Source organism: Blautia intestinihominis (assembly GCF_040096655.1).
In the GTDB taxonomy this organism is placed as follows: Bacteria; Bacillota; Clostridia; order Lachnospirales; family Lachnospiraceae; genus Blautia_A; species Blautia_A intestinihominis.
The window spans coordinates 24013-46592 of the sequence record NZ_JBBMEI010000011.1; the positions used below are offsets into that span (position 1 = coordinate 24013).

Genomic DNA, 22580 nt, shown 5'->3' on the forward strand with positions numbered 1-22580 from the left:
CAATGATTCTGAATTATTCTTCTTCGCCGTACATAGCTACGAGTTTATTCAGATATGCATATCTAGCTTTTGCTTCAGATTCGTTCTTAGCAAACAGTCTAGCTGCTTTTTCAGGATTCTGACGCTGTAAGGAGTTGTAACGAACCTCGCCATTCAGGAAGTCCATGTAGTTCTCCATATCCGGTGTCTTGGAATCCAGAGCAAACTTCTTGTCTGCTGCCGGGTTGAAGCGGAAGTTGTGCCAGTATCCGCACTTAACTGCCAGTTCTTCTTCTGTCTGAGCTTTTGCCATACCTTTCTTGATACCATGGTTGATACATGGAGCGTATGCAATGATCAGAGACGGTCCCGGATAAGCTTCTGCTTCAGCGATTGCTTTAACAGTCTGGTTGAAGTCAGCACCCATAGAGATCTGTGCTACGTATACATAGCCATAGCTCATTGCGATGGAAGCCATATCTTTCTTCTTGGTTTCTTTACCGCCAGCTGCGAACTGAGCGATCGCACCTGTTGGTGTAGATTTAGAGGACTGTCCACCTGTGTTGGAGTAAACCTCTGTATCGAATACCATAACGTTGATGTCACGTCCGCTTGCGAGAACATGGTCAACACCACCGAATCCGATATCGTAAGCCCATCCGTCACCACCGAAGATCCACTGGGATTTCTTGGACAGATAGTTCTTCTGAGCAAGGATCTCTTTTGCTGCGTCACATCCACAAGCTTCCAGAGCTGCGATCAGTTTGTCTGTTGCTGCACCGTTGGTTGCTCCAACAGAGAATGTATCCAGCCATTCCTGACCTGCTTCCTTAACTGCTTCGTCTTTACCTTCTGCTACAACAGCTTCAACTTTTGCTTTGAGGCCATCACGGATAGCTCTCTGAGCAAGAAGCATACCATAACCGAACTCAGCGTTGTCTTCGAACAGTGAGTTAGCCCATGCCGGACCCTGTCCCTTAGCGTTGGTTGTGTATGGTGTAGACGGTGAAGAGTTACCCCAGATAGAGGAGCATCCTGTAGCATTTGCAATGTACATTCTGTCACCGAACAGCTGTGTGATCAGTTTAGCGTAAGGTGTTTCACCACAACCTGCACATGCTCCGGAGAACTCAAGCAGAGGCTGTTTGAACTGGCTTCCCTTAACTGTTGTTTCTTTGAATTTAGCAACAACATCTTCTTTGATCGGAAGTTCTCTTCCGTAATCGAAGAATTTCTGAAGTCCTGCGTTTGCTTCCATGTTTTCCATAGCAAGGGCTTTTGCACCTTTCTTGCCTGGGCAGACATTTGCACAGGAACCACATCCTGTACAGTCATAAGCTGATACAGTCATGGTGAATTTGTAATCTTTCATACCTGTCATTGGAAGAGTAGCCATTCCTTCTGGAGCGTTAGCTGCTTCTTCTTCTGTCAGTGCTACCGGACGGATTGCTGCGTGTGGGCAGACATATGCACAACGGTTACACTGGATACAGTTTTCTGGCTGCCATACCGGTACGTTTACAGCGATACCACGTTTTTCGTATGCTGCTGTTCCGGACGGTGTAGTACCATCAACATATTCTGTGAATGCAGATACAGGGAGGGAGTTACCTTCCTGAGCATTGATCTTGCACTGGATGTTGTTTACGAAGTCCTGAGCATCCTGAGCACCGTGGTTAGCGTGAGCCATGAAGAGACCTTCATCAGCTGCATCTTTCCAGCTCTCCGGAACTTTAACTTCTACAACCTGTTTTGCACCAGCATCGATAGCTGCCCAGTTCTTCTGAACAACGTCATCACCCTTACGTCCGTAAGTAGCTTTTGCTGCTGCTTTCATCAGTTCGATTGCCTGCTCTTCCGGAATGATTCCTGTAAGTTTGAAGAATGCAGACTGAAGGATTGTGTTGATACGTGTTGGTCCCATGCCAGTCTCAATACCGATCTTAACACCGTCGATGGTATAGAATTTGATATTGTGGTTAGCGATGAATGCTTTAACCTGTCCCGGGAGATGTTTCTCAAGACCTTCCATATCCCATGCACAGTTAAGAAGGAATGTACCGCCATCAACAAGTTCCTGAACCATGTTGTATTTGTTTACATAGGACGGATTGTGACATGCAACAAAGTTTGCTTTGTGGATCAGGTATGTGGATTTGATCGGTTTCTTACCGAAACGAAGGTGAGACATTGTAACACCGCCGGACTTCTTGGAGTCATAATCGAAGTAAGCCTGAGCGTACATGTCTGTATTGTCACCGATGATCTTGATGGAGTTCTTGTTAGCACCTACAGTACCATCTGCTCCAAGTCCCCAGAACTTACAGTTTGTAGTTCCTTCTGGTGTTGTAACAAGCGGAGCGCCTGTTTCCAGAGAAAGGTGTGTAACATCATCAACGATACCGATTGTGAATTTTTCTTTTGTTGTGTTCTCGTATACTGCAACGATCTGTGCCGGTGTAGTATCTTTGGAACCAAGACCGTAACGTCCTGTGAAGATCTTGACATCTTTGAACTTGCTGTCCTTTAATGCAGCAACAACGTCAAGGTACAGAGGCTCGCCAAGTGCTCCTGGCTCTTTTGTTCTGTCGAGAACGCTGATCTGTTTAACGGAATCCGGGATAGCATCGATCAGTGCCTGTGCGCAGAATGGTCTGTAAAGACGAACTTTAACAACACCGACTTTTTTGCCTGCTGCTGCAAGGTAATCGATTGTCTCCTCGATTGTATCGTTTACGGAACCCATAGCGATGATGATGTGCTCAGCATCTTCTGCTCCGTAGTAGTTGAACAGTTTGTAATCTGTTCCGATCTTCTCATTTACTTTGTCCATGTATTCCTGAACTACTGCCGGAAGAGCATCGTAGAACGGGTTACATGCTTCTCTTGCCTGGAAGAAGATATCCGGGTTCTGAGCGGAACCTCTCTGGCATGGATGATTCGGGTTGAGTGCATGGTCACGGAATGCCTGGATAGCGTCCATATCTGCCATGTCTTTCAGGTCCTCATAGTCCCATGTCTCGATCTTCTGGATCTCGTGAGATGTACGGAATCCATCGAAGAAGTTGATGAACGGAACTTTACCTTTGATTGCTGCAAGATGAGCAACCGGTGTCAGGTCCATAACTTCCTGTACGGATGATTCGCAGAGCATTGCGCATCCGGTCTGACGACAGGCCATAACGTCGGAATGATCTCCGAAGATGGAAAGTGCGTGAGAAGCAAGTGCACGAGCGGATACGTTGATAACGCCCGGAAGCTGCTCACCAGCGATTTTGTAAAGGTTCGGGATCATCAGAAGAAGACCCTGGGATGCAGTATAAGTAGTTGTCAGAGCACCTGCTGCCAGAGATCCGTGTACTGCACCTGCAGCACCTGCCTCAGACTGCATCTCTGTAACCTGTACTTCCTGTCCAAAGATGTTCTTTCTTCCCTGAGTTGCCCACTCATCTGTTGCTTCCGCCATAACAGATGAAGGAGTGATCGGGTAGATAGCAGCTACATCTGAGTATGCATAAGAAGCATGAGCGGCTGCATGGTTACCATCCATGGTTTTCATCTTTCTTGCCATAGTTTGTTTCCTCCTTAAAGGTATGATGAAAAATTTTTATCTCTAGACCAGTAAGCGGTCTAAAAGTCCATTCATTATTATAGCATACGCCTTTCGGATTGTCCAATCTGGATTGTATTTTTTCTGTACATATTTACATACAAAAAAGTTACAGTCCGCTTACTTTTTGTGAACTGTAACAAATTCTCTGGTGTTTTGTACCAAAAACGACATTCTGTTCTGCTTTTCAGGAATCGACCGGCTCTTCCATAAAGTCCGATGGAAGAAGATCCTTAAGGTTACTGCTCTTAAGCATTCCGCAAAGTTCCTTCTGGATCTTGCACAGCTCACAGTGTATGGTACACGCATGGTCACCCTCACCATTGCGCGGACACTCATATCCCGGTTCCAGACAGTCGATGATCAGGAATTCCGGATCAATCGCTGTATAAATATCGTAAAGAGTCAGATCCTCTGCCCTGCGGTTCAGGGAATACCCCCCATGCACTCCCCGAAATCCCTTTACAATCTCTGCTTTCTGAAGTTTCTTAAGGATCTTGTAGGCAAAAGGTGCTGTGATAAATTCCTTATCACAGATATCCCCAACACTCATCCTCCCGCCTGCCGCCAGTGCGCGCACGACCCTTACTGCATAATCACATTCTCTGGTAATCAACATAGTTTAAGCCCTCTCTCTGCTGTCTCGGACGTCCCTCTCCTTTGCGTCCTTATCTGTCTGCGTACCTTTTGTTTCTTACTACAGCCTATTGGTATGGATTATAACAATTTTATTGTATAAATTCAACATTATTTTTAATTTTTCAGCCGGATTTTTAATTATTTTCAACAGCTTCTTCGTTTTTCCCGCAAAAATCAAGGATTAAGTCTTGCAAAATCCTCTTTTTACTGTAAAATGAGATGTGAATGCATAAAAATAATAAGAAAACCAAGAAACCATAATCAAGAAAAGAGGTACTTTATGATTTCAGCAAATAATATCACACTGCGTGTTGGCAAGAAAGCTCTCTTTGAGGATGTCAACATCAAATTCACAGAGGGAAACTGTTATGGTCTGATCGGTGCAAACGGTGCCGGTAAGTCTACTTTCCTCAAGATCCTGTCCGGACAGCTTGAGCCGACCAACGGAGATATCGTTATCACTCCTGGCCAGCGTCTTTCTTTCCTGCAGCAGGACCACTTCAAATATGACGCTTATCAGGTTCTCGACACCGTCATCATGGGAAATGCCAGACTGTACGAGATCATGAAAGAAAAAGAAGCGATCTACGCTAAAGAAGATTTTACAGATGAGGACGGAATCCGTGCCAGTGAACTCGAGGGCGAATTCGCAGAGATGAACGGATGGGAAGCAGAATCTGATGCTGCTACTCTTCTAAACGGACTTGGCATTGATACCGATCTTCATTACACACAGATGGCAGACCTGACAGGAAGCCAGAAGGTCAAAGTCCTTCTGGCTCAGGCACTTTTTGGAAACCCGGACATCCTGCTCCTCGATGAGCCTACCAACCACCTGGATCTCCCGGCGATCGAATGGCTCGAGGAATTCCTGATCAACTTTGACAATACCGTCATCGTTGTATCCCATGACCGTTACTTCCTTAATAAAGTCTGTACTCACACCGCAGATATCGACTACGGCAAGATCCAGTTATATGCCGGAAACTACGACTTCTGGTTCGAATCCAGCCAGCTCCTCATCAAACAGATGAAAGAAGCCAACAAGAAAAAGGAAGAAAAAATCAAAGAACTCCAGGAATTCATTTCCCGATTCAGTGCCAACGCTTCCAAGTCCAAACAGGCTACTTCCCGTAAGCGTGCCCTGGAGAAGATCCAGCTTGACGACATGCGTCCGTCCAGCCGTAAATATCCTTACATCGACTTCCGTCCGAACCGCGAGATCGGAAACGAAGTACTTATGGTCGAGAACCTTTCCAAGACCATCGATGGTGTGAAAGTTCTTGACAACATCAGCTTCACTCTCGGTCATGACGACAAGGTTGCTTTCGTCGGTGCCAATGAACAGGCGATCACAACATTCTTCCGTATCCTTACAGGAGAGCTGGAGCCGGATGAAGGAACCTACAAATGGGGCGTTACTACTTCCCAGGCTTACTTCCCGAAGGACAATACACAGGAATTCGACAATGACCTTACCATTACAGACTGGCTGACCCAGTACTCTGAGATCAAGGATGCTACTTATGTACGTGGCTTCCTCGGAAGAATGCTCTTCCCGGGCGAAGACGGTGTCAAGAAAGTCCGTGTACTCTCCGGTGGTGAGAAAGTCCGCTGCCTGTTATCCAAGATGATGATCTCCGGTGCGAACATCCTGATCCTTGATGAGCCTACCAACCACCTTGACATGGAAAGCATCACTGCCCTGAACAACGGACTGATCAAATTCCCGGGTGTCATCCTTTTCACCTCACACGATCATCAGTTTGTACAGACAACTGCAAACCGTATCATGGAAATCCTTCCGGACGGCAAGCTGATCGACAAGATCACAACTTATGACGAATATCTGGCAAGCGACGAAATGGCCAAGAAACGCCATGTCTTCCAGGTTAATGAAGAGGACGCTGCGGATAACTAAATCTTTGCATCTGATTTATTCCATATACAAGAAATCCCCTGTTCCCGAGACACTTCTCATGGAACGGGGGATTTTTATATATTTATCATTTCATGGTGATATCAGCAAGCTTCCCATTGGTCACCTTGAGAAGTGGTTCAAGCGGAACCTTGAGTGTCAGTCCGATCCTTCCGCCGCTCACATAGATCTCATCAAAGTTTCCCGCGGATGCATCATAAACTGTCGGATATGCTTTCTTCATTCCGAGCGGACTGCAGCCACCCCTGACATATCCCGTAATCTTGAGGATATCCTTGACATGGATCATGTCTACTGCTTTCTCGCCGACTGCTTTGGCTGCTGCCTTGCGGTCTACTTCTTTCTCGATCGGAACTACGAACACATAATAGCCGCCGCTTTTGCCCTCCATGACCAGTGTCTTAAAGGACTGTTCGTATGGTGCACCGATCAGGTCTGCACTGTGGAGTCCATCTATAAATTCATCACATTCATAAGGGAACGCCTCATACTTCACCTTCTGGCGGTCCAACATTCTCATTGCATTTGTCTTTGCTTCCTTTGCCATTGTGTCCTTCTTTCCTGCCTCTTATCTGGCATTTCTGTTTCGTTTTGTATTCTTTGTATTTCTTGAATTCTTTCCGGAGATCCGGTTCCAGATCTCTTCGCCTTCGCGGTCATCCTCATCCATCATTTCCTGAATGATCTGCTCGTCAAGATCCTCCTCGTCGATCGGCTCGTCATCATAGTAATCATCGTAATAATCATCCTCATAAGTATTCCGTCTGACATTTCGGTTATTTATATTTCTATTATTTACATTTCTGTCATTCACATTACCGCTGCCACTGCGCCCTGTTCCCGCAGATGCGCTGGTTCTCTTTGGACGGTATACAACTGTCTCCTCCCGTTCCGGTGCCGGATCATCGAGCCTGCGCTTACGTGTTTTTTTCTCAAGCGGAACATCAACTACCTGTTTCTGCTGAACAGAATTATGTTCTTTGGAATGCTCTTCACGGCGTTTACGATTCCTCTGGGATTTCTGTTCCTCACCCGTTGCTCTTTCTCTCTTTCTGCGTGGAAGATAATCGTCTGTATCCACATAGTCTGAGCTTCTGCGAGCTTTTTCGTATTCCTGCGGGTCATATTCCTCTTCTTCGATCACAACACGGCGGTTTGTCGCAAACTGGATCAGCATACCAAGAAGGGCACAACCCACGCTCAAGCCAAGTCCATACGGAATATCTGCAAGTCCTCCAAGTTTCGCCAAGGAAAAACCTGCCATGGCGCCGCCCAGCAGGCTGGTTCCAACGATCAGGACAATCCCCGCCCACTTCATGGCAAGCACGCCAAGTCCCACGCCAAGCAGCAGGCAGAAGAAAAATACCAGAGAAGTTGTCGGATGGAAAACATAGATTCCAAGTCCCAGTCCGATGCCTGCACCGATAATAAAAATTCCGACCTTGTAGCTCAGAAAAGCGATCACTGCGAGCAGAATGCCCACACCGATCATGATCACTGCGTACATATATTTTTCCTGGATTCCCATGGTATATGCCACGCCAAGTCCGATACCGCCTCCGATCAGAAAGCCAAACAGCATCATCCAGAAGCGGAGCAGCCGGTATCCCAATACGCAATTGATCGCACCAAGAACAAGAAGGGCTGCAAATCCGATCATAGAAACACTGTCCAGAACCGAAACGGACCTGGTCTGCTCCATGGTACTCATTATCTGTTGTAAAATTCCTGTCATAACGCTCCTCCTAAAACATAAAATACATTGTTTTGAGATTATCCAGAACTCCATAATGATACTCTACTGTACTAAGCCCATACAGTCCCATATAATATCGTGCCACATCCTGAATATATTCATCTCCGTCGCTCTGAATCCACTGCTGATAAACTTCGTCAAAATCTTCCTGATTTCTGAACTTAAAACGAACTACCGCAGCCCCGTTATCCAGACGCATACAGCAAAATTCATATAGCGACTGGTAATCGTAACTGTCAAAGCATGCTCCATTTAACATATAGAAATTCTTATCTGTTGCCGTACATTCCGGTACAGGAAATTCATCCGAAGCTGTATAAACCAGCTCATACTCCTGAGGAAACGGACAGAGATAGTCATAAATAATTGTTTTGTGTTCTGCGAACTGAACAGCATCTCCCTCCAGAAACTGCGGCTGATCTCCATTGGTTGCATCCACATAATAATACTGCCCTTCTATCTGAACAATATCCCATGCATGTCCCTCATCACTGTCCCTGGTATCCCCTTCGACATAAATGCAGGGGATATCAAGCTGTTCCAGGAGGTATTGTACAGCCCTTGCATAACCGGCGCAGACTGCCTGCCCTTTCCAGAAAATCCCCGCAATATTCTGATCATCCTCAGAAGATGCATATTCTGCATGATCAATAAGATAAGCGTAAACTGTCCTGACTTTCTCGTAAGTATCTGCTCCTTCTGGAATCAGACTTCGAACTTCCTGACAGGCATTCTGCATTGCCTGCTGAATTTCTTCGACTTCCTGATCTGTGTAAGTATAGCCCGGGGCAAATTCACAGTAATCTTTCCCCTGATAGGAAGTTGTATATACTTCCTGCCGGTTATGTACCCAGAACAATTCCGGATGGTCCTTAAGAAGTGCATGATAAACCTTGTTGATCTTCGTTTCTTCTGAAGTTGTCAGATAAAAATTATTCTCTCTTTTCTCAATTCCATCTAACATTTCCCGGTAGATTCTTCTTTCATCATCCCCGAGAAGATTAAAATAATACTCCTGATATCCACCCTCGTCCGTCTCTGCTATACTTTGTTCTCGTAAATCCTGTACCTCTGAAGGTTCTCTGTCAAAAATCCCCCTCGCCACATCCATGATCACAGACTGTTGTTCTGTATCACTGCCTGTCTCTCCAGATCTGTGGATCCGTGTATTCAGTCCCCATCCCAGAACGGCAAGCAAAATCACAAACAGGCATACTTTCTGAGGCAACCTGTGCTTTCTCATTTCCCACTCCTCTGTCTTCCTGATAGTTTCTTTTTATTATAGCATACCGAAAAAAGGGTCTGTATTACGGATATTCACGAACAACCGACAAATCCCGATGTCAAAAAACCCGCGAAAATCATATACCGATCTTCACGGGCTTTTCTCAGGTATTAATCTTCGAATTCCACTTGAATATCACTGTTATCCGGCTGCTGTGGATAAATTGCGGCACTGCCGGAAGAAACTGTCATTCCCTTTTCGAGAATTTCTTTAAGTGTACCTGTCACTTCTACTGTTGTACTTCCTGAAGTGATTCCGTCAGAAAGCCCGGCATCCTCTGTTCCTGCTTCCACATCATCCTCAAAACTGATATCAATTCCTGATGTATCTTCGCTGGATTCTTCTGCTTTCTTAGTGTCTGCTTTTGTTTCTGTATTGGCTGTGAAATCACCATCCGATGTTTCTGTTACATCTGCGGCAGTATCCAGTGCCTCTGCATTACTTGCAGTCGTTCCATCACTTACCATCTGGGCAAGTTCTTCCTGTGTCGGATAGAAAGATGGCTGACGGATGTAACGGAAACTTGCACCGTATGCCTCTCCTACTGTAACCCCGTTCTTGCTGGAAGAACAATGTACTGCGATCCAGTCGCCCGCATCTGTCTTACCACAGATGATACCCACATGATTATTGCTTCCTGATTCCGGACCATTCTGGAACACCAGGTCGCCAGGCTGCGCATCCTGCTCGCTGACTACATTTGCCTTTTCCCACTGATCAGAAGTTCCATCTCCAACACTGCCTTCCATATCTGTGCTGTCATATCCATTGATGACTGCCCAGGTAACAAAGCCGCTGCAGTCCAGACCATAGGCTCTGGTCGTTCCTGTGCTCGGGCTTCCGGCTGCTGAAACCTTCTCTGCATTTCCCCAGCTCGGATCCTTGCCGATCGTAGTAGACTTGCCGCCCCAGAAATAGCCGACCTCACCTACCAGAGAATATGCCGCTGTAATGACATTGACACGTTCTTCCGAAACATCATCTCCAACACTCTGACGTACAAATCCTTTGGCATCTGTAACGATCGCACAAAGGAGCTTACAGTCTGTTTCTGTGTATTTCTTGAGAACAGTTCTCTTGTCCTGTGCAATATTATTCTGCTTGATGTACGTATTAATATGATAGTTTCCATAGGAAACATGGGTGATATTTTCTTTGTCACGAACTACCGGATTCATCTTTGCAAAAATCTCAGCAAGCTCATCCTTGCTGGAAGAATCCAGTTTAAATTCCTTGGTACCTTTCTGGCTCTGCTCATACACATAAATCGCCAGAATATCCTGCCAGTTTCGCACGAGCAGAGAATCCGCAGATGTAGTCATTCCATCCGTTCTGCTGTCACTGGCATCTGTCAGTTTGTTCTTTTCTTTATATTCTTTCTCAATTTCGTCCATTACAGATGAAAAATCATCAGAAAAGCTGAGCTGATAATTCTCCTTCAGGCTGTCCAGATAGAAGTCCTTTCCTGCATGAAGGTTTGACACATAATAAACCGGTGTACCGGTCTTACCTGTCACATCTGTCGTTTTCGTTCCATCTGAAATATCAGTAGTATTGCTGTTGCTGCTGTTCTGTTTCTTCTTAAGTTCTGCAATCTTTGCCTCAAGTTTTACCAGAGTCTGATAGTTGGTAACCATTGCTTTCTGTTCATCTGACAGATTATTGTAAGCTGTCCGAAGTGCCTCTACTCTGGATGCATGATTCAAAGTAAGTGTCTCCCCTGCCAGGGCATTGATCTGACTGATCAGCGCAGTCACTGCTGAATTATCTGTTGTCGGAGTCGGCGTTGGTGTTGACGTAGGCGCTGTAGTTGGAACCGGTGTCACAGTTGCTGTTGGATCCGGTGCTGTTGTCGGTTCCGGTGCCGTCGTTGGTTCTGGCGCTGTTGTCGGTTCCGGTGCTGTCGTTGGCTCTGGTGCCGTTGTTGGTTCCGGTGCGACTGTTGGTTCCGGATCTGGCGCTGTTGTTGGTTCTGGTGCCGGTGTCTCCTCCCCGGAACCATCACTCAGATCACTGCCGTCTCCAAAATCGCTTGAAGCCTCTATTCCTTCATCCGCAGCTAGAATAGACATCGGGCTGGACAAAACCATTGCTGAAATCATCGAGATGCATAAATACTTTGTCAGATATTTATTCTTCATTCTGCCAAAAAAACTCCCTTCTGTGACCATATTCCCATTTCCTGAAAGGAATATGTTAAAATCTTCTAACTTACATAATAACTGTGCTTATTTTAGCATACTGTTTTTTCAAAATCAACCGCCGGAGTGTAACACTCCGGCGGATTTGGGTAAATTTCATATTTTTTTCATATTTTCAGATATTTACTGCCGGTACACCTGATGCTACTACACGGAGGCAAAGCTGGAACAATCCCTGGAATACCTGAAAGCATACACTTAAGATATAATGGATATCCTCCTCGATCGAACGCTTGCGGTCAAGGTAAACGTTGTGACGCTCTCTGATATAATCAAGAAGCTGGTTCAGTGTATCAAAGCGAAGATTCTTCTCCGCATAAATATCTGCTCTTCCACTCTCAACAAAGACCTTGAGTTCATTCTTCAGATGCTTCTCATACGTATTGTGCTGACGCAGAGATCCGTCAAATGTCTTGTTATGCGGAAATGTAAAATAGTCTGCAATGTAATGCATGATCTCGCCTGCTCTTCTCCAGAACACACGGTCATTGTATTCTACCAGACCGTTCTCTACCAGACGGCTGATCTTTCCCTGTACCTCGTCAAAGGTACCAAAATATTCATGTCTCTTGGTTACAAAGGATGGCTGGATGTCCGGAAGAATATTTCCGAGACAAAATGCTTTTCTATGTGACTGTAAGCTCTCATTAGCAGGCATCTGGTCTGCCAGATATCTTGCTAACAGTATGTGTGATTTCTTTCGCAAAATAAACACTTCTTTCTGTGCAAATAAATTGTTTGCTGTAACCAACATCTACTATAACAGATATCCGGCCATTTGAAAATAGAGATTTTGTGAATTTTAAATTTTTTTCTTCGAAGCACCGATCGCCATACTGTGCTGTGCCGCATGACGCTGCTCTGTCAGTTCCTTTTCGTAAAAGATCACGCCATTATGATCATATGGATCGTTGAACCAGTAGCCATTCTCATCATATCCCACCAGAAGCATACAATGCTCATTGGAAGTCCATTCAAACCGCTCACCGGAATCCAGAAGTTTCCACTCCGGCCCCGGGATCTCCTTTCGCATATTGATGCAGGCCCAGAAAACTACCGGCATCCCGCGGTCAATGTACTTTCTGCACAACTCTTCTATGGAAGTTCCTGTCTCATTGACAAATGCAAAAGTATCTCCTGCCGCCCGCTCAAGTGCTCCCTTAAGCGCCGGTGCATAGCATCCAAAAGCCTCATCATCATAAGGACTTCCACAGAAAAATTCGTTCGGATCCGGTCCATAAAGTCCGTCCTCTCTCTGCTCCATCGCCCTGCACCTGAGGCAGTTCCGGATAAAACCATCTACCGTAATATCACACCCAAGATAACGGAGAAGCATGACAGCAGTGACGCTCTCGCATCCTGTCGGATATCTGCCGCTCTGGTCGATATAAGGTACTTTGATCTTCGTCATATCTCCTGTCTCTTTCCTGTCAGATATCATCTACTTTGCAACTTTGCGGAGCACAGTAAGGACCGCAAGCAGCAGGATAAGGCTGACTCCCAGGACGATCCACCATACATGGACAAAGCCTGCAAGCAGGAAGCCCACTGCGGATACCACTGCAACTACAGCCGCGTACTGCATCTGTGTCGTTACATGATTGATATGATTACTCTGTGCACCTGCTGAGGACATAACCGTTGTGTCAGAGATCGGCGAAACATGGTCTCCGCAGACAGCTCCGGAAAGAACCGCGGATACTGCAATGATCATCATCTGCATATTGTCCGCACTCGGAAACATCGCGATCGCGATCGGAACCAGGATTGCAAACGTCCCCCAGCTTGTTCCTGTTGAGAAAGAAAGGAAGATCGCCACCAGGAACAGGATTGCCGGAAGGATCACACTTGCAGATGCATTGGTGCCTACGATCGTCTTGACAAAAGTTCCGATCTCAAGTGCATCGCCCATTCCTTTCAGTGACCATGCAAAGATCAGGATCGCGATCGCCGGGATCATCATCTTGAATCCTTCTACAAAGCTGTCCATAAACCCCTTGAATGTGACAACTTTTCGCGGAAGATACAGCACGAGCATAAATAATACGGTGATCATCGTTGCAAAGATCAGACTGGTCTCTGCATCACAGCCGGAAAAAGCAGTGACGATATCTGTCGCTCCGCCAAGGAATCCTGTATAGATCATCGCACCGATCGCAGTTCCGATCAGTACCAGGACCGGAAGGATCAGATCGATGACATGACCGTTGGAAGAAATCTCTTCTTCCTTGACCTGATCAAATTCTTCTCCGCCGGAAGTAAAAAGATCTCCTCTTGCCGCATTCTGTTCATGTTTCTTCATAAGTCCGAAATCAAATCCGGTACCGATCATATAAAATACCATGACCAGGGTAAGAAGTGCATACAGGTTATACGGGATCGTCCAGAGAAAAAGCTGGAATCCTGTGATCCCTGCATCTGCCGGCACATAAGAGTTGACTGCTGCCGCCCAGCTTGAGATCGGTGCGATAATACAAACCGGTGCTGCAGTCGCGTCGATTATGTAAGCAAGTTTCGCACGTGATACTCTGTACTTGTCTGTGACCGGACGCATAACAGAGCCTACGGTCAGACAGTTAAAATAGTCATCCACAAAGATCAGGATACCAAGTCCTGTTGTTGCAAACATTGCGCTCTTTTTATTCTTGATCTTACTGCCCGCCCAGCGTCCATACGCCGCTGACCCTCCTGACTTCGCCATCAGTACAATGATCATTCCAAGCAGAACGTCAAAGATCAGAATATTCAGATTCATACTGCTCTTCATGATGTCAAACAATGCTACAAACGCATTCCACGGATGAAAGCCCGTATAAAGCAGTGCTCCCATTGCCACACCGATAAACAGTGAGCTGTAAACCTCCTTCGTGATCAGCGCCAGCGCGATCGCCAGCAGCGGTGGAACCAGTGACCACCAGGTTCCGATAAACATTGATCCATCCATTTCGTTTCCCCCTCTTATTTTTTAATTTATCAATGCCCTTTAATACTGTCGAAATCAGGTGTTCCGTACAGATCAAACGGTGTACTCTGGTATACGTAATAATTCAGCCAGTTTGTATACAGATTGTTTGCATGTGCTCTCCACATAAGCAGCGGTTTGTTTGCCGGATCGTTTTCGCGATAATAATTCTCCGGGATTTCGATCGGGAGTCCCTTGCTCATGTCACGCTTGTACTCGCCGTCCAGTGTGACACGGTCATATTCCGGATGTCCCATCACAAAGATCTTCCTTCCACCTTCTGCCATTGCCAGGAAAAGTCCAGCTTCCTCAGATTCTGCCAGGATCGTGATGTCCTTGCAGGCACGGATGTCCTCGATCGGGACCTCTGTATGTCTGGAATGTGGTGCAAGGAACATATCGTCAAACCCTCTTACCAGCGGGATCTTGCGGTTCAGGACTTTGTGCCAGAACAGACCGAACATCTTGTGGTCAAGCTGGCGTTTCTTAAGTCCATAGAAATGATAAAGACTCGCCTGTGCAGCCCAGCACAGAAAGATCGTAGAGGTCACGTGGTCAGAAGTCCAGTCCATGATCTCCTGGAGTTCGTTCCAGTAGTCTACTTCTTCAAATTCCATCTGCTCGACCGGAGCTCCTGTAATGATCATTCCGTCAAAACGTCTGTCTTTGAGATCAGAAAAAGTCTCATAGAATTTATTCAGATGACTGATCGAAGTGTTTCTTGCCTCATGGCTCTCCACTGCCATAAAAGTCACATCCACCTGCAGCGGTGTGTTGGAGAGAGAACGCAAAAGCTGAAGCTCTGTCTCCTCCTTGAGTGGCATCAGGTTCAGGATCAGGATCTGGATCGGACGAATGTCCTGATGCACAGCCCTTCCCTCGTCCATAACGAATATATTTTCTCTTTCCAGAATTTCTTTTACCGGTAAATCCCCCTGTATTTTAATAGGCATTTTCCGTTCCTCCTTTATGTGCTTCTTTCTATATATTATTGTTCTGTCATTTTGATAAAGTCTTCCTCAGACAAAATTGGAATCCCAAGTTCCCTGGCTTTTTTGTTTTTGGATGAATTGGATGTGGTATCGTTGTTGATCAGGTAATTTGTCTTGCCTGTAACGGTACCTGTCACCTTGCCGCCCAAGGATTCGATCAGCTTCTTGGCTTCGCCGCGGTTGCTGAAATGCTCCAGGCTTCCTGTGATAACAAAATTCATTCCTGCCAGTGTCTGGTTCTCAGAAACTTCTTCTTTATTAATATGAAGATATCCAAGCAGATGATCCAGCTTGCGGTTGTTTTCCGGATCTTTGAAATATTTCGTGAGGCTCTTTGCGATCACCGGGCCGATTCCATCGATCGCACTGATCTCCTCTTCCTCGGCTGTCCGGATCTTGTCCAGATCATCATCAAAATGCCGGCAGATCACTCTCGCATTGGAAAGTCCGATGTTAGAGATTCCAAGACTGTAGATCACCTTCGCAAGTGTTGTCTCCTTTGCTTTGTCAATGCTTGCTATAAGATTGTCATAAGATTTCTCTCCAAATCCTTCCATTGTCACGATCTCTTCGCGATGCTTCGCGATCTCAAAAATATCTCCGAAATCATGGATAAAACCTTTGGCGATGAATTTCTCCAGTGTAGCTTCAGACAATCCGTCTATATTCATGGCATCTCTGCTTACAAAGAGTGTGAATGCCTTGATCTTCTTCGCAACACAGTCCGGGTTCATGCAGTAGAGAGATTCTACTTCATTTTCCTGAATGACCCTGGCTTCCTCACCGCAGACCGGACAGATATGCGGGATTTCCAGATTACTGCTCCTGGTCAGGTTCTCTGCGATCTGCGGAATGATCATATTTGCCTTGTAGACCTGGATCGTATCGCCGATCCCAAGCTGTAATTCCTTCACAATGCTGACATTGTGGACACTTGCACGGCTGACGGTCGTCCCCTCCAGTTCCACCGGATCAAAAACTGCGATCGGATTGATCAGTCCTGTTCTCGACGGGCTCCACTCAATCTCACGAAGCGTCGTTTCGCGGATCTCATCTGCCCATTTGAAAGCAAACGCATTTCGCGGGAATTTCGCAGTACTTCCAAGTGAATCTCCATATGCAATGTCATCATAAAGCGCAACAAGTCCATCGGATGGAAAATCATTATTCTCGATCGCATGAGAAAAATAATCCATCGCTTCGTCCAGGCTTTCGCCTGTCACCATACGGTATTCCACCACCTCAAAGCCCTGAGATTTCAGCCATTCCATCTGATATGCCCTGGAATTATGCATATCCACATCCTGTGCAGATACCAGCGCAAACGCATAAAACCTTACATTTCGCTCCGCGGTGATCTGATTGTTCAGCTGTCTGACCGATCCGCTACAGAGATTTCGCGGATTTTTGTATTTGGCATCGACATCTTCGATCGTTTCATTGATCCTCTCAAAATCGGAATAGGTGATGATTGCCTCGCCCCTCAGCACAAGCCTTCCCTGATAGGCGATCTTAAGCGGGATATTCTTGAATGTCCTTGCATTATTAGTAATGACCTCTCCGACGATCCCGTTTCCTCTGGTGACCGCCTTCTGAAGTTCCCCGTTCTCATAGGTAAGGACAATGGTCAGTCCATCCATTTTCCAGGAAAGCAGTGTCGGATTGGTTCCTATAAAAGCTCTGAGTGTCTCTCGCTCTTTGGTCTTGTCGAGAGAGAGCATCGGAGATTCGTGTGTTTCCTTTGGCAGTGCATCTACTGCCTCATATCCTACATTAACAGTCGGACTGTCTGCCAGAACGATGCCTGTTTCTGCTTCCATTTGCTCCAGCTGATCGTACAGAGCGTCGTATTCTCTGTTGCTCATGATCTCCCGGTCTTCCTGATAATAGGCCTTTGCCGCTTCGTTCAGTTTTTTTACCAGTTCTTTCATTTGGTTTACGGCTGCTGTTTCCATGATGTCCTCCTGTCTCTTTGATCGTTTCACTTGATGAATTTCGGATCCGTTTTTCTAATTCCTTCCATTGTTCCTTTCGGATCTCACGGTATTCTCCCGGATCCAGCCCATCAAGGGTCAGGTTCATGATCCGGACTCGCTTAAGTGTCTGCACCTGATATCCAAAATATTCGCACATCCTGCGTATCTGACGGTTCAGCCCCTGCGTCAGAATGATCTGAAAACTTCTCCATCCGGTTTTCTTTACCGTGCAGGGTCTCGTCACCGTGTCAAGGATCGGAACGCCACCCCGCATGCCCTTAAGGAAATCCTCCGTAATCTCCTTATTTACTGTCACAAGATATTCTTTCTCATGATAATTCCCTGCACGCATGATCCGATTCACAAGATCGCCCTGATTCGTCAGAAGCAGCAGCCCTTCCGAATCCTTATCCAGCCGTCCGACCGGATAGACACGCAGCGGATAGTTAAGGTACTCCGTCACCGTCGTCTCATTTCGCTGTTTCTTGGTGCTGCAGACAATTCCTCTCGGCTTATAAAACAGCAGAAGGACTTTTTTATCCTCTCTCGTGATCGGGTGTCCGTCCAGGCAGACTTCTGCATCTGCCGTTATCCTCTCTCCTGTTTTTATCACAACGCCATCCAGCGTAACTCTCCCCGCATCGGTAAGCTGATCGGCATCCCGCCTGGAACATACGCCTGCGTTGCTTAAGTATTTATTTATTCTGATCGTTTCTGTATTTTCTGTTTTGATTTTTTTATCCATTGTTCTATTATATAATTTTTTCTTTTTGACCGCAACAAAGAGTTTCAGGTTTTCCTTTTAATTCCAGCCTTAATTTTGACGGACTCTTGTATTTTTGTGTCGATTATTGTATCATGTATAGAAGTCCGGGCTTTTGTCTTCTCAGACAGACCCGGTATTATTTTCATAAATGTTAGGAGGAAACGGCATGCCAAGCCGCAAAAAACATACAAATCCGTTTCTGCTGCTCATTGCCATCGCTATCTGTCTCGTTCTTGGTGTCACGCTCAGACAGTCAAATGCTGATTTTTCTGTTCTCAGCGAGAAACCTTCTCAGTCAGTTGCTTCTGTATCTGACAGCCAGGAACAGAACGAGCCTGATTCTGACCAGAAATCCGTTTCACCTTCCGAAACTGCCACACCTTCTCCTACAGAGAAGCCATCTTCATCTGAACGCAAAATTTCTGATGGGGCAGCTTCCGGAGTCTGGACTTCCAGTGGAAGCGACTGGCTCTTTATGGTAGACAGCAAAGCCTATACCGGATGGCTCACAGACACAGACGGCAAAACATACTATTTCAACAAAGATGGTATTATGCAAACCGGATGGGTAGATGCAGACGGCAAACGTTACTATATGGATCTGGACGGTATCATGCAGACTGGTGTTGTCACTGTCGACGGAAAAAGCTATGAACTTCTTGATGACGGTTCACTGAAAGGCTACAAAGCAAAGACAAAAAAGGCCACGACAACACCCACTGCCAAAGCAAAAGCCTCAAAGTCCAAAAATAAATCGTCTGAAAAAACAGCCGATAAATATGTGGCTCTGACCTTTGACGACGGTCCAAGTTCTTTTACGAACAGACTGCTTGACTGTCTGGAAGCAAACAATTCCAAAGCTACCTTTTTTATGGTCGGCAAAGAAATCGACAGTTTTCCTGATGAAGTTAAACGCATGGAATCTCTGGGCTGTGAACTCGGAAACCATACTTATTCCCATGTAGATCTCACAACACTTGCCCCGGAAGATATGTCTGCCGAAATTGCAGGTGTAGATGAAGATCTCGTCAATCTGGTCGGACACGGTGCCACGGTACTTCGTCCTCCATATGGAAACATCAATGATTCTGTACGATCAACCGTTGGCACCCCTATGATTCTCTGGTCGATCGACACACTGGACTGGGAAACGCAGGATGCCAGTCAGATCACAGAGGCTGTCATGTCTCAGGTTCAGGATGGTTCAATTATTCTGATGCACGACATCTTCAGTACTTCTGTAGATGCTGCTGAGATTTTTATCCCGAAATTAATCGAGGAAGGCTACCAGTTAGTCACGATTCACGAACTTGCCAAAATCAAAGGCACAGAACTTACCACCGGCATCGCATACGGTGATTTTACCGGTCAATAAAAAAGAAATCTGCGTATACACCAAAACGCAGATTCTTTTTTGGCCCATAAACCCGGACATAACAAAAGGCACAGAAAATCTGTGCCTTTGCCTTACGTTACTGAAGCAATCCACTGTATACATATCCAGTCTGCCCGTCATATTCAATTTGAATCCAGTCACCTTCCTGACCGAGAACCTGTACCTGATCTCCTTCATCCAGACCACCGATGATATTATCCTCATCGCTGTTGGCAGCAGATCTCACATTGCACCCCTCTGCAACAGTCATTGTCGTACCATCCGATGTCTGTGATGTGGTGGAATCCACCTCTTCTCCCAGTCCATTCAAAAATGCAGCAAGTGCTGTGTCATCCTGCTGTGCCTTCTCATAATCTGCCTGAACTTCTGCTGTAAGTTTCTTAACATCCTCATCGGATTTCAGTGAGTCCATGTAATCGGAAACTTCTTTATTCTGTTCCAGATCGCCCAGAATCTTATAACTGCCGTCACTGTCTCTGACTATATAAGAACTCCATAATGAAGGCGCAGATGTATCTATCCCCTTACAAATAAAACTTCCACGTGTATATACTACATAGGAATTCTCGTCCATGCCCTTCTTCGCATATACATGGTCAACCTGATATCCTTCTATATAATCTTTGGCATTTGTAATTCGCGACTCATCAGAAGGCGTCAGATTGCTGACCAGTGTTCTCAGTGTGGTAATATCTCTTTCCCCTAAAGCCTGATAATAGCTCTTCATAAGTGCGGTGATCTCATCACTGCCTTCTTCCAAGGGATTCGTGTCTTCTTCTTTCTTCCCGTCGTTTGTCTCCCCATCATCTTCCGGAGAAGAAGGATCATTTCCCTGGCTGTTGTCCTCCACTGTATTCTGTTCTTTCTTAGAAGTACCCTTCCCACTTCCAATACAGGCACGAACGCCAAAGAACAATACAGCTACGATTATCAGAATTGCTCCGCCAAGCATAAAATAGCGAAGGTTATCCGATAACCATTCTCTGAAATTATCCAAGTTCTTGTCCTCCTTAAATTACAACGCACCGAGGCAGACCCATTACCCAGTGCAGCACACCTGAAGGGAATCGAACCCCCGCACATGGTACCGGAAACCACTGCTCTATCCACTGAGCTACAGGTGCAAATGTGTTAAGACGCAATACTCTTAACACATGATATATTATCACATCTTACTTGAAAAGTAAAGTTTTTTATTTTATATACACAATTGCATAAAATTGTAGTTACGATTCTCCAAGCAAAGGACTTCTGTATTCTTCTACTGAATTTCCAAGCCGATAAACACTGTATTCTCCGACTACTCCAAGCTCCTGATAGCGACAGGCTTCCAGTTCCTCTTTCTGCTGTTCATTTGGAATTTTTACCACAAGATAGTTGCATTTAACCCATTCAGCATATTTTGCAATATTTGCGTAATTAAATGCAGGTGCATTGATTTCGAAGTACAACTGTCTCCTCGCCCCTACCGCACCGCCGGATCCTCTTCTTCCAAACGGAAGATAAACCGATGGATCGTAAACACGAATATACGAACTGACATACTCATCTGCCACCAGCAGGAATTTCTTTCCATCTGCATCCTGCTTCGCAAGTTCACAGATTCCTGCAACTACGTCCGGAACCTGCTGATAATTATTTACCTTATGATAGTAGCCCTCTGTATAAAACTCTTTGCCGCCCCAGGCGATCATTCCTGCAAAAAGAACCAGAAGAACCGGCTGCAGGAAGCTTTTCCTTCCACGGATAAACTCTGTCAATGCCAGTGCGATCACCGATGTTGATGGTACGAGCCACAAAACTCTCCAGTAAACATTCTCTCCTATACATTTCTGTATGATTTTTGCCGTATATGGAAAAAAGAACAGAAAAAGCATCAGAAAAACATATGCCAGTACATACCGGGTCGTTTTCTTTTTGTGTTTAAAAATCAGCAGATAAAGAAGTGCAATTACCAGAAGATATGGAAAAATGCTGCTCCCCCAGTAATTATTCCAGAATCCCAAAGATTTTTTAATCATTTCTTTCATCATATTCTTTTATCCTTCACACAATCAAAATGTAAAAAACTCCGAGCACCAGAGAAGGAATGCAGCAGATGATTCCCTTCAAAAAAGTTCTCCAGTCCCTGCGAATCACCAGGCAAAGCAGTAGAAAAACTCCAAGCATCATTGTCCCCAGAATGATTCCCATAGATGACAGAAGGCAGCAGCTTAAATCTGCCATTGCAAGAAGAACCCAGGGATATTCCGGTTTTTTCTCCATGAGCACAGACTGGCAGATATAAAGCAGAAGCGGCAGAAAAGCAGATGCCAGCAGTGCCTTGCCCTGCCAGATACGAATCATCTGAAAGCTTCCTGAATTATATACAGAATATGCTGAAAAGCTACAGATACATGCTGTCAGGAACAAATACATTCCCTGCGCTCTTTTATCACCGGGAAACCATTTCTTTCCAAGAAGATATTGAACACTGTAAACTACCGGAAGAAAAACTGCCGGGAAAATCATATGCGCCATGATCGCTGGATGAAGTCCCGCACTGAGCTGGCTTACCACCGCAAGAAATACAGGGAACGGAGAAAGTATATATCTGCTTGCAATACCATAATACTTCTGTCCTGTATATGGGATAATTTCAAAGATCGTATCCGTCTGTACACCAGAGGTCGCCTGAGCCACATAAAAAGCATCATCTGCATCCATATGTGCCAGTAGAACACACATTGCCATCTGTGCCAGAATCAGGATCAGTGCGATCCAGAAATAGATTTTTTCTCTGTCAAAAATACCGGACAGACGAATAGTATCTTTCGCCTTCACCGTCACAAAAACACCTGTCAGAGCCAGGATCAGTGCGATAGTTCCATAGGAAATCACCAGCACATGCAGCGGCATTTTCAGAAACGTCATTGGAAGGGTCAGAACCTCCATGATCGAAAAAAGGATCAGATAACCGCTCACGAAACGTTCAGTCAGAAGGGGCTGCCGTCTTTTGACAAACGGCAGTCTTCCCACTGCAACCGGTACAAGGATAAGCCAGAAAACAGCCAGGATTCCCTTCATTGCCATTTCCATA

The 22580-nt window shown here is 45.7% G+C and carries 16 protein-coding genes, 1 tRNA gene and 1 pseudogene; 2 read left to right on the plus strand and 16 right to left on the minus strand.

Annotated features, from left to right (window positions below; genetic code table 11):
- Window positions 1-13: 13 nt before the first annotated feature.
- Together nifJ and WMO75_RS05250 are read right to left on the minus strand one after the other, a co-directional pair.
- Complete coding sequence (gene nifJ, locus WMO75_RS05245; protein WP_303223035.1) at window positions 14-3550, minus strand: pyruvate:ferredoxin (flavodoxin) oxidoreductase; 3537 nt, start codon at window positions 3548-3550, stop codon at window positions 14-16.
- 226 nt (window positions 3551-3776) lie between these two features.
- Window positions 3777-4208 carry an RrF2 family transcriptional regulator gene (locus tag WMO75_RS05250; protein ID WP_173906823.1) on the minus strand — a complete coding sequence of 144 codons (432 nt, stop codon included), beginning with the start codon at window positions 4206-4208 and terminating at the stop codon, window positions 3777-3779.
- A 300-nt stretch (window positions 4209-4508) separates the two neighbouring features.
- Between WMO75_RS05250 and WMO75_RS05255 the strand changes: the two genes are divergently transcribed.
- Window positions 4509-6149: an ABC-F family ATP-binding cassette domain-containing protein gene (locus WMO75_RS05255; protein WP_022213730.1), complete on the plus strand. Its 1641-nt coding sequence runs from the start codon at window positions 4509-4511 to the stop codon at window positions 6147-6149.
- A gap of 85 nt (window positions 6150-6234) precedes the next feature.
- Here WMO75_RS05255 and ybaK read toward each other — a convergent pair whose 3' ends face one another.
- The 10 genes and pseudogenes from ybaK to WMO75_RS05305 all read right to left on the minus strand — a co-directional run.
- The gene (gene ybaK / locus WMO75_RS05260; RefSeq protein WP_022213731.1) at window positions 6235-6714 is read right to left on the minus strand and encodes a Cys-tRNA(Pro) deacylase; all 480 of its coding nucleotides are present in this window, start codon (window positions 6712-6714) and stop codon (window positions 6235-6237) included.
- Between the two features lie 21 nt (window positions 6715-6735).
- Complete coding sequence (locus WMO75_RS05265; protein WP_173906824.1) at window positions 6736-7902, minus strand: TM7S3/TM198-like domain-containing protein; 1167 nt, start codon at window positions 7900-7902, stop codon at window positions 6736-6738.
- A 10-nt stretch (window positions 7903-7912) separates the two neighbouring features.
- Window positions 7913-9166, minus strand: a complete 1254-nt coding sequence (locus WMO75_RS05270) for a transglutaminase domain-containing protein (protein ID WP_243875190.1) — start codon at window positions 9164-9166, stop codon at window positions 7913-7915.
- Window positions 9167-9318: 152 nt separating this feature from the next.
- Window positions 9319-11349, minus strand: coding sequence for an NlpC/P60 family protein (locus WMO75_RS05275; protein ID WP_303223032.1), 2031 nt, complete (start codon window positions 11347-11349; stop codon window positions 9319-9321).
- Between the two features lie 175 nt (window positions 11350-11524).
- Window positions 11525-12124, minus strand: a complete 600-nt coding sequence (locus WMO75_RS05280; protein ID WP_227221891.1) for a zinc dependent phospholipase C family protein — start codon at window positions 12122-12124, stop codon at window positions 11525-11527.
- Window positions 12125-12211: 87 nt separating this feature from the next.
- The gene (locus WMO75_RS05285) at window positions 12212-12820 is read right to left on the minus strand and encodes a C39 family peptidase (RefSeq protein WP_118252270.1); all 609 of its coding nucleotides are present in this window, start codon (window positions 12818-12820) and stop codon (window positions 12212-12214) included.
- Window positions 12821-12850: 30 nt separating this feature from the next.
- Window positions 12851-14353, minus strand: coding sequence for a Na+/H+ antiporter NhaC family protein (locus WMO75_RS05290; protein WP_173906826.1), 1503 nt, complete (start codon window positions 14351-14353; stop codon window positions 12851-12853).
- 29 nt (window positions 14354-14382) lie between these two features.
- On the minus strand, window positions 14383-15324 hold the full coding sequence (gene metA, locus WMO75_RS05295; protein ID WP_022213738.1) for a homoserine O-acetyltransferase MetA: 942 nt from the start codon (window positions 15322-15324) through the stop codon (window positions 14383-14385).
- A 35-nt stretch (window positions 15325-15359) separates the two neighbouring features.
- Complete coding sequence (gene ligA / locus WMO75_RS05300; protein ID WP_118698256.1) at window positions 15360-17318, minus strand: NAD-dependent DNA ligase LigA; 1959 nt, start codon at window positions 17316-17318, stop codon at window positions 15360-15362.
- Between the two features lie 91 nt (window positions 17319-17409).
- Window positions 17410-18084: pseudogene (locus tag WMO75_RS05305) on the minus strand (pseudouridine synthase); the annotation flags it as partial.
- 187 nt (window positions 18085-18271) lie between these two features.
- Here WMO75_RS05305 and WMO75_RS05310 point away from each other — a divergent pair.
- On the plus strand, window positions 18272-19480 hold the full coding sequence (locus tag WMO75_RS05310; RefSeq protein WP_173906828.1) for a polysaccharide deacetylase family protein: 1209 nt from the start codon (window positions 18272-18274) through the stop codon (window positions 19478-19480).
- Between the two features lie 97 nt (window positions 19481-19577).
- Here WMO75_RS05310 and WMO75_RS05315 read toward each other — a convergent pair whose 3' ends face one another.
- The 4 genes from WMO75_RS05315 to WMO75_RS05330 all read right to left on the minus strand — a co-directional run bounded on the left by WMO75_RS05315 (window position 19578) and on the right by WMO75_RS05330 (window position 22579).
- Complete coding sequence (locus WMO75_RS05315; RefSeq protein WP_022213741.1) at window positions 19578-20498, minus strand: SH3 domain-containing protein; 921 nt, start codon at window positions 20496-20498, stop codon at window positions 19578-19580.
- Window positions 20499-20553: 55 nt separating this feature from the next.
- Window positions 20554-20625 (minus strand) — tRNA-Arg (locus tag WMO75_RS05320).
- A 102-nt stretch (window positions 20626-20727) separates the two neighbouring features.
- A complete protein-coding gene (locus WMO75_RS05325) occupies window positions 20728-21534 on the minus strand; it encodes a hypothetical protein (RefSeq protein ID WP_022213742.1) in 807 nt (268 codons plus the stop codon).
- Between the two features lie 13 nt (window positions 21535-21547).
- The gene (locus tag WMO75_RS05330) at window positions 21548-22579 is read right to left on the minus strand and encodes a DUF6077 domain-containing protein (protein WP_303223030.1); all 1032 of its coding nucleotides are present in this window, start codon (window positions 22577-22579) and stop codon (window positions 21548-21550) included.
- Between the last annotated feature and the right edge of the window lies 1 nt (window position 22580).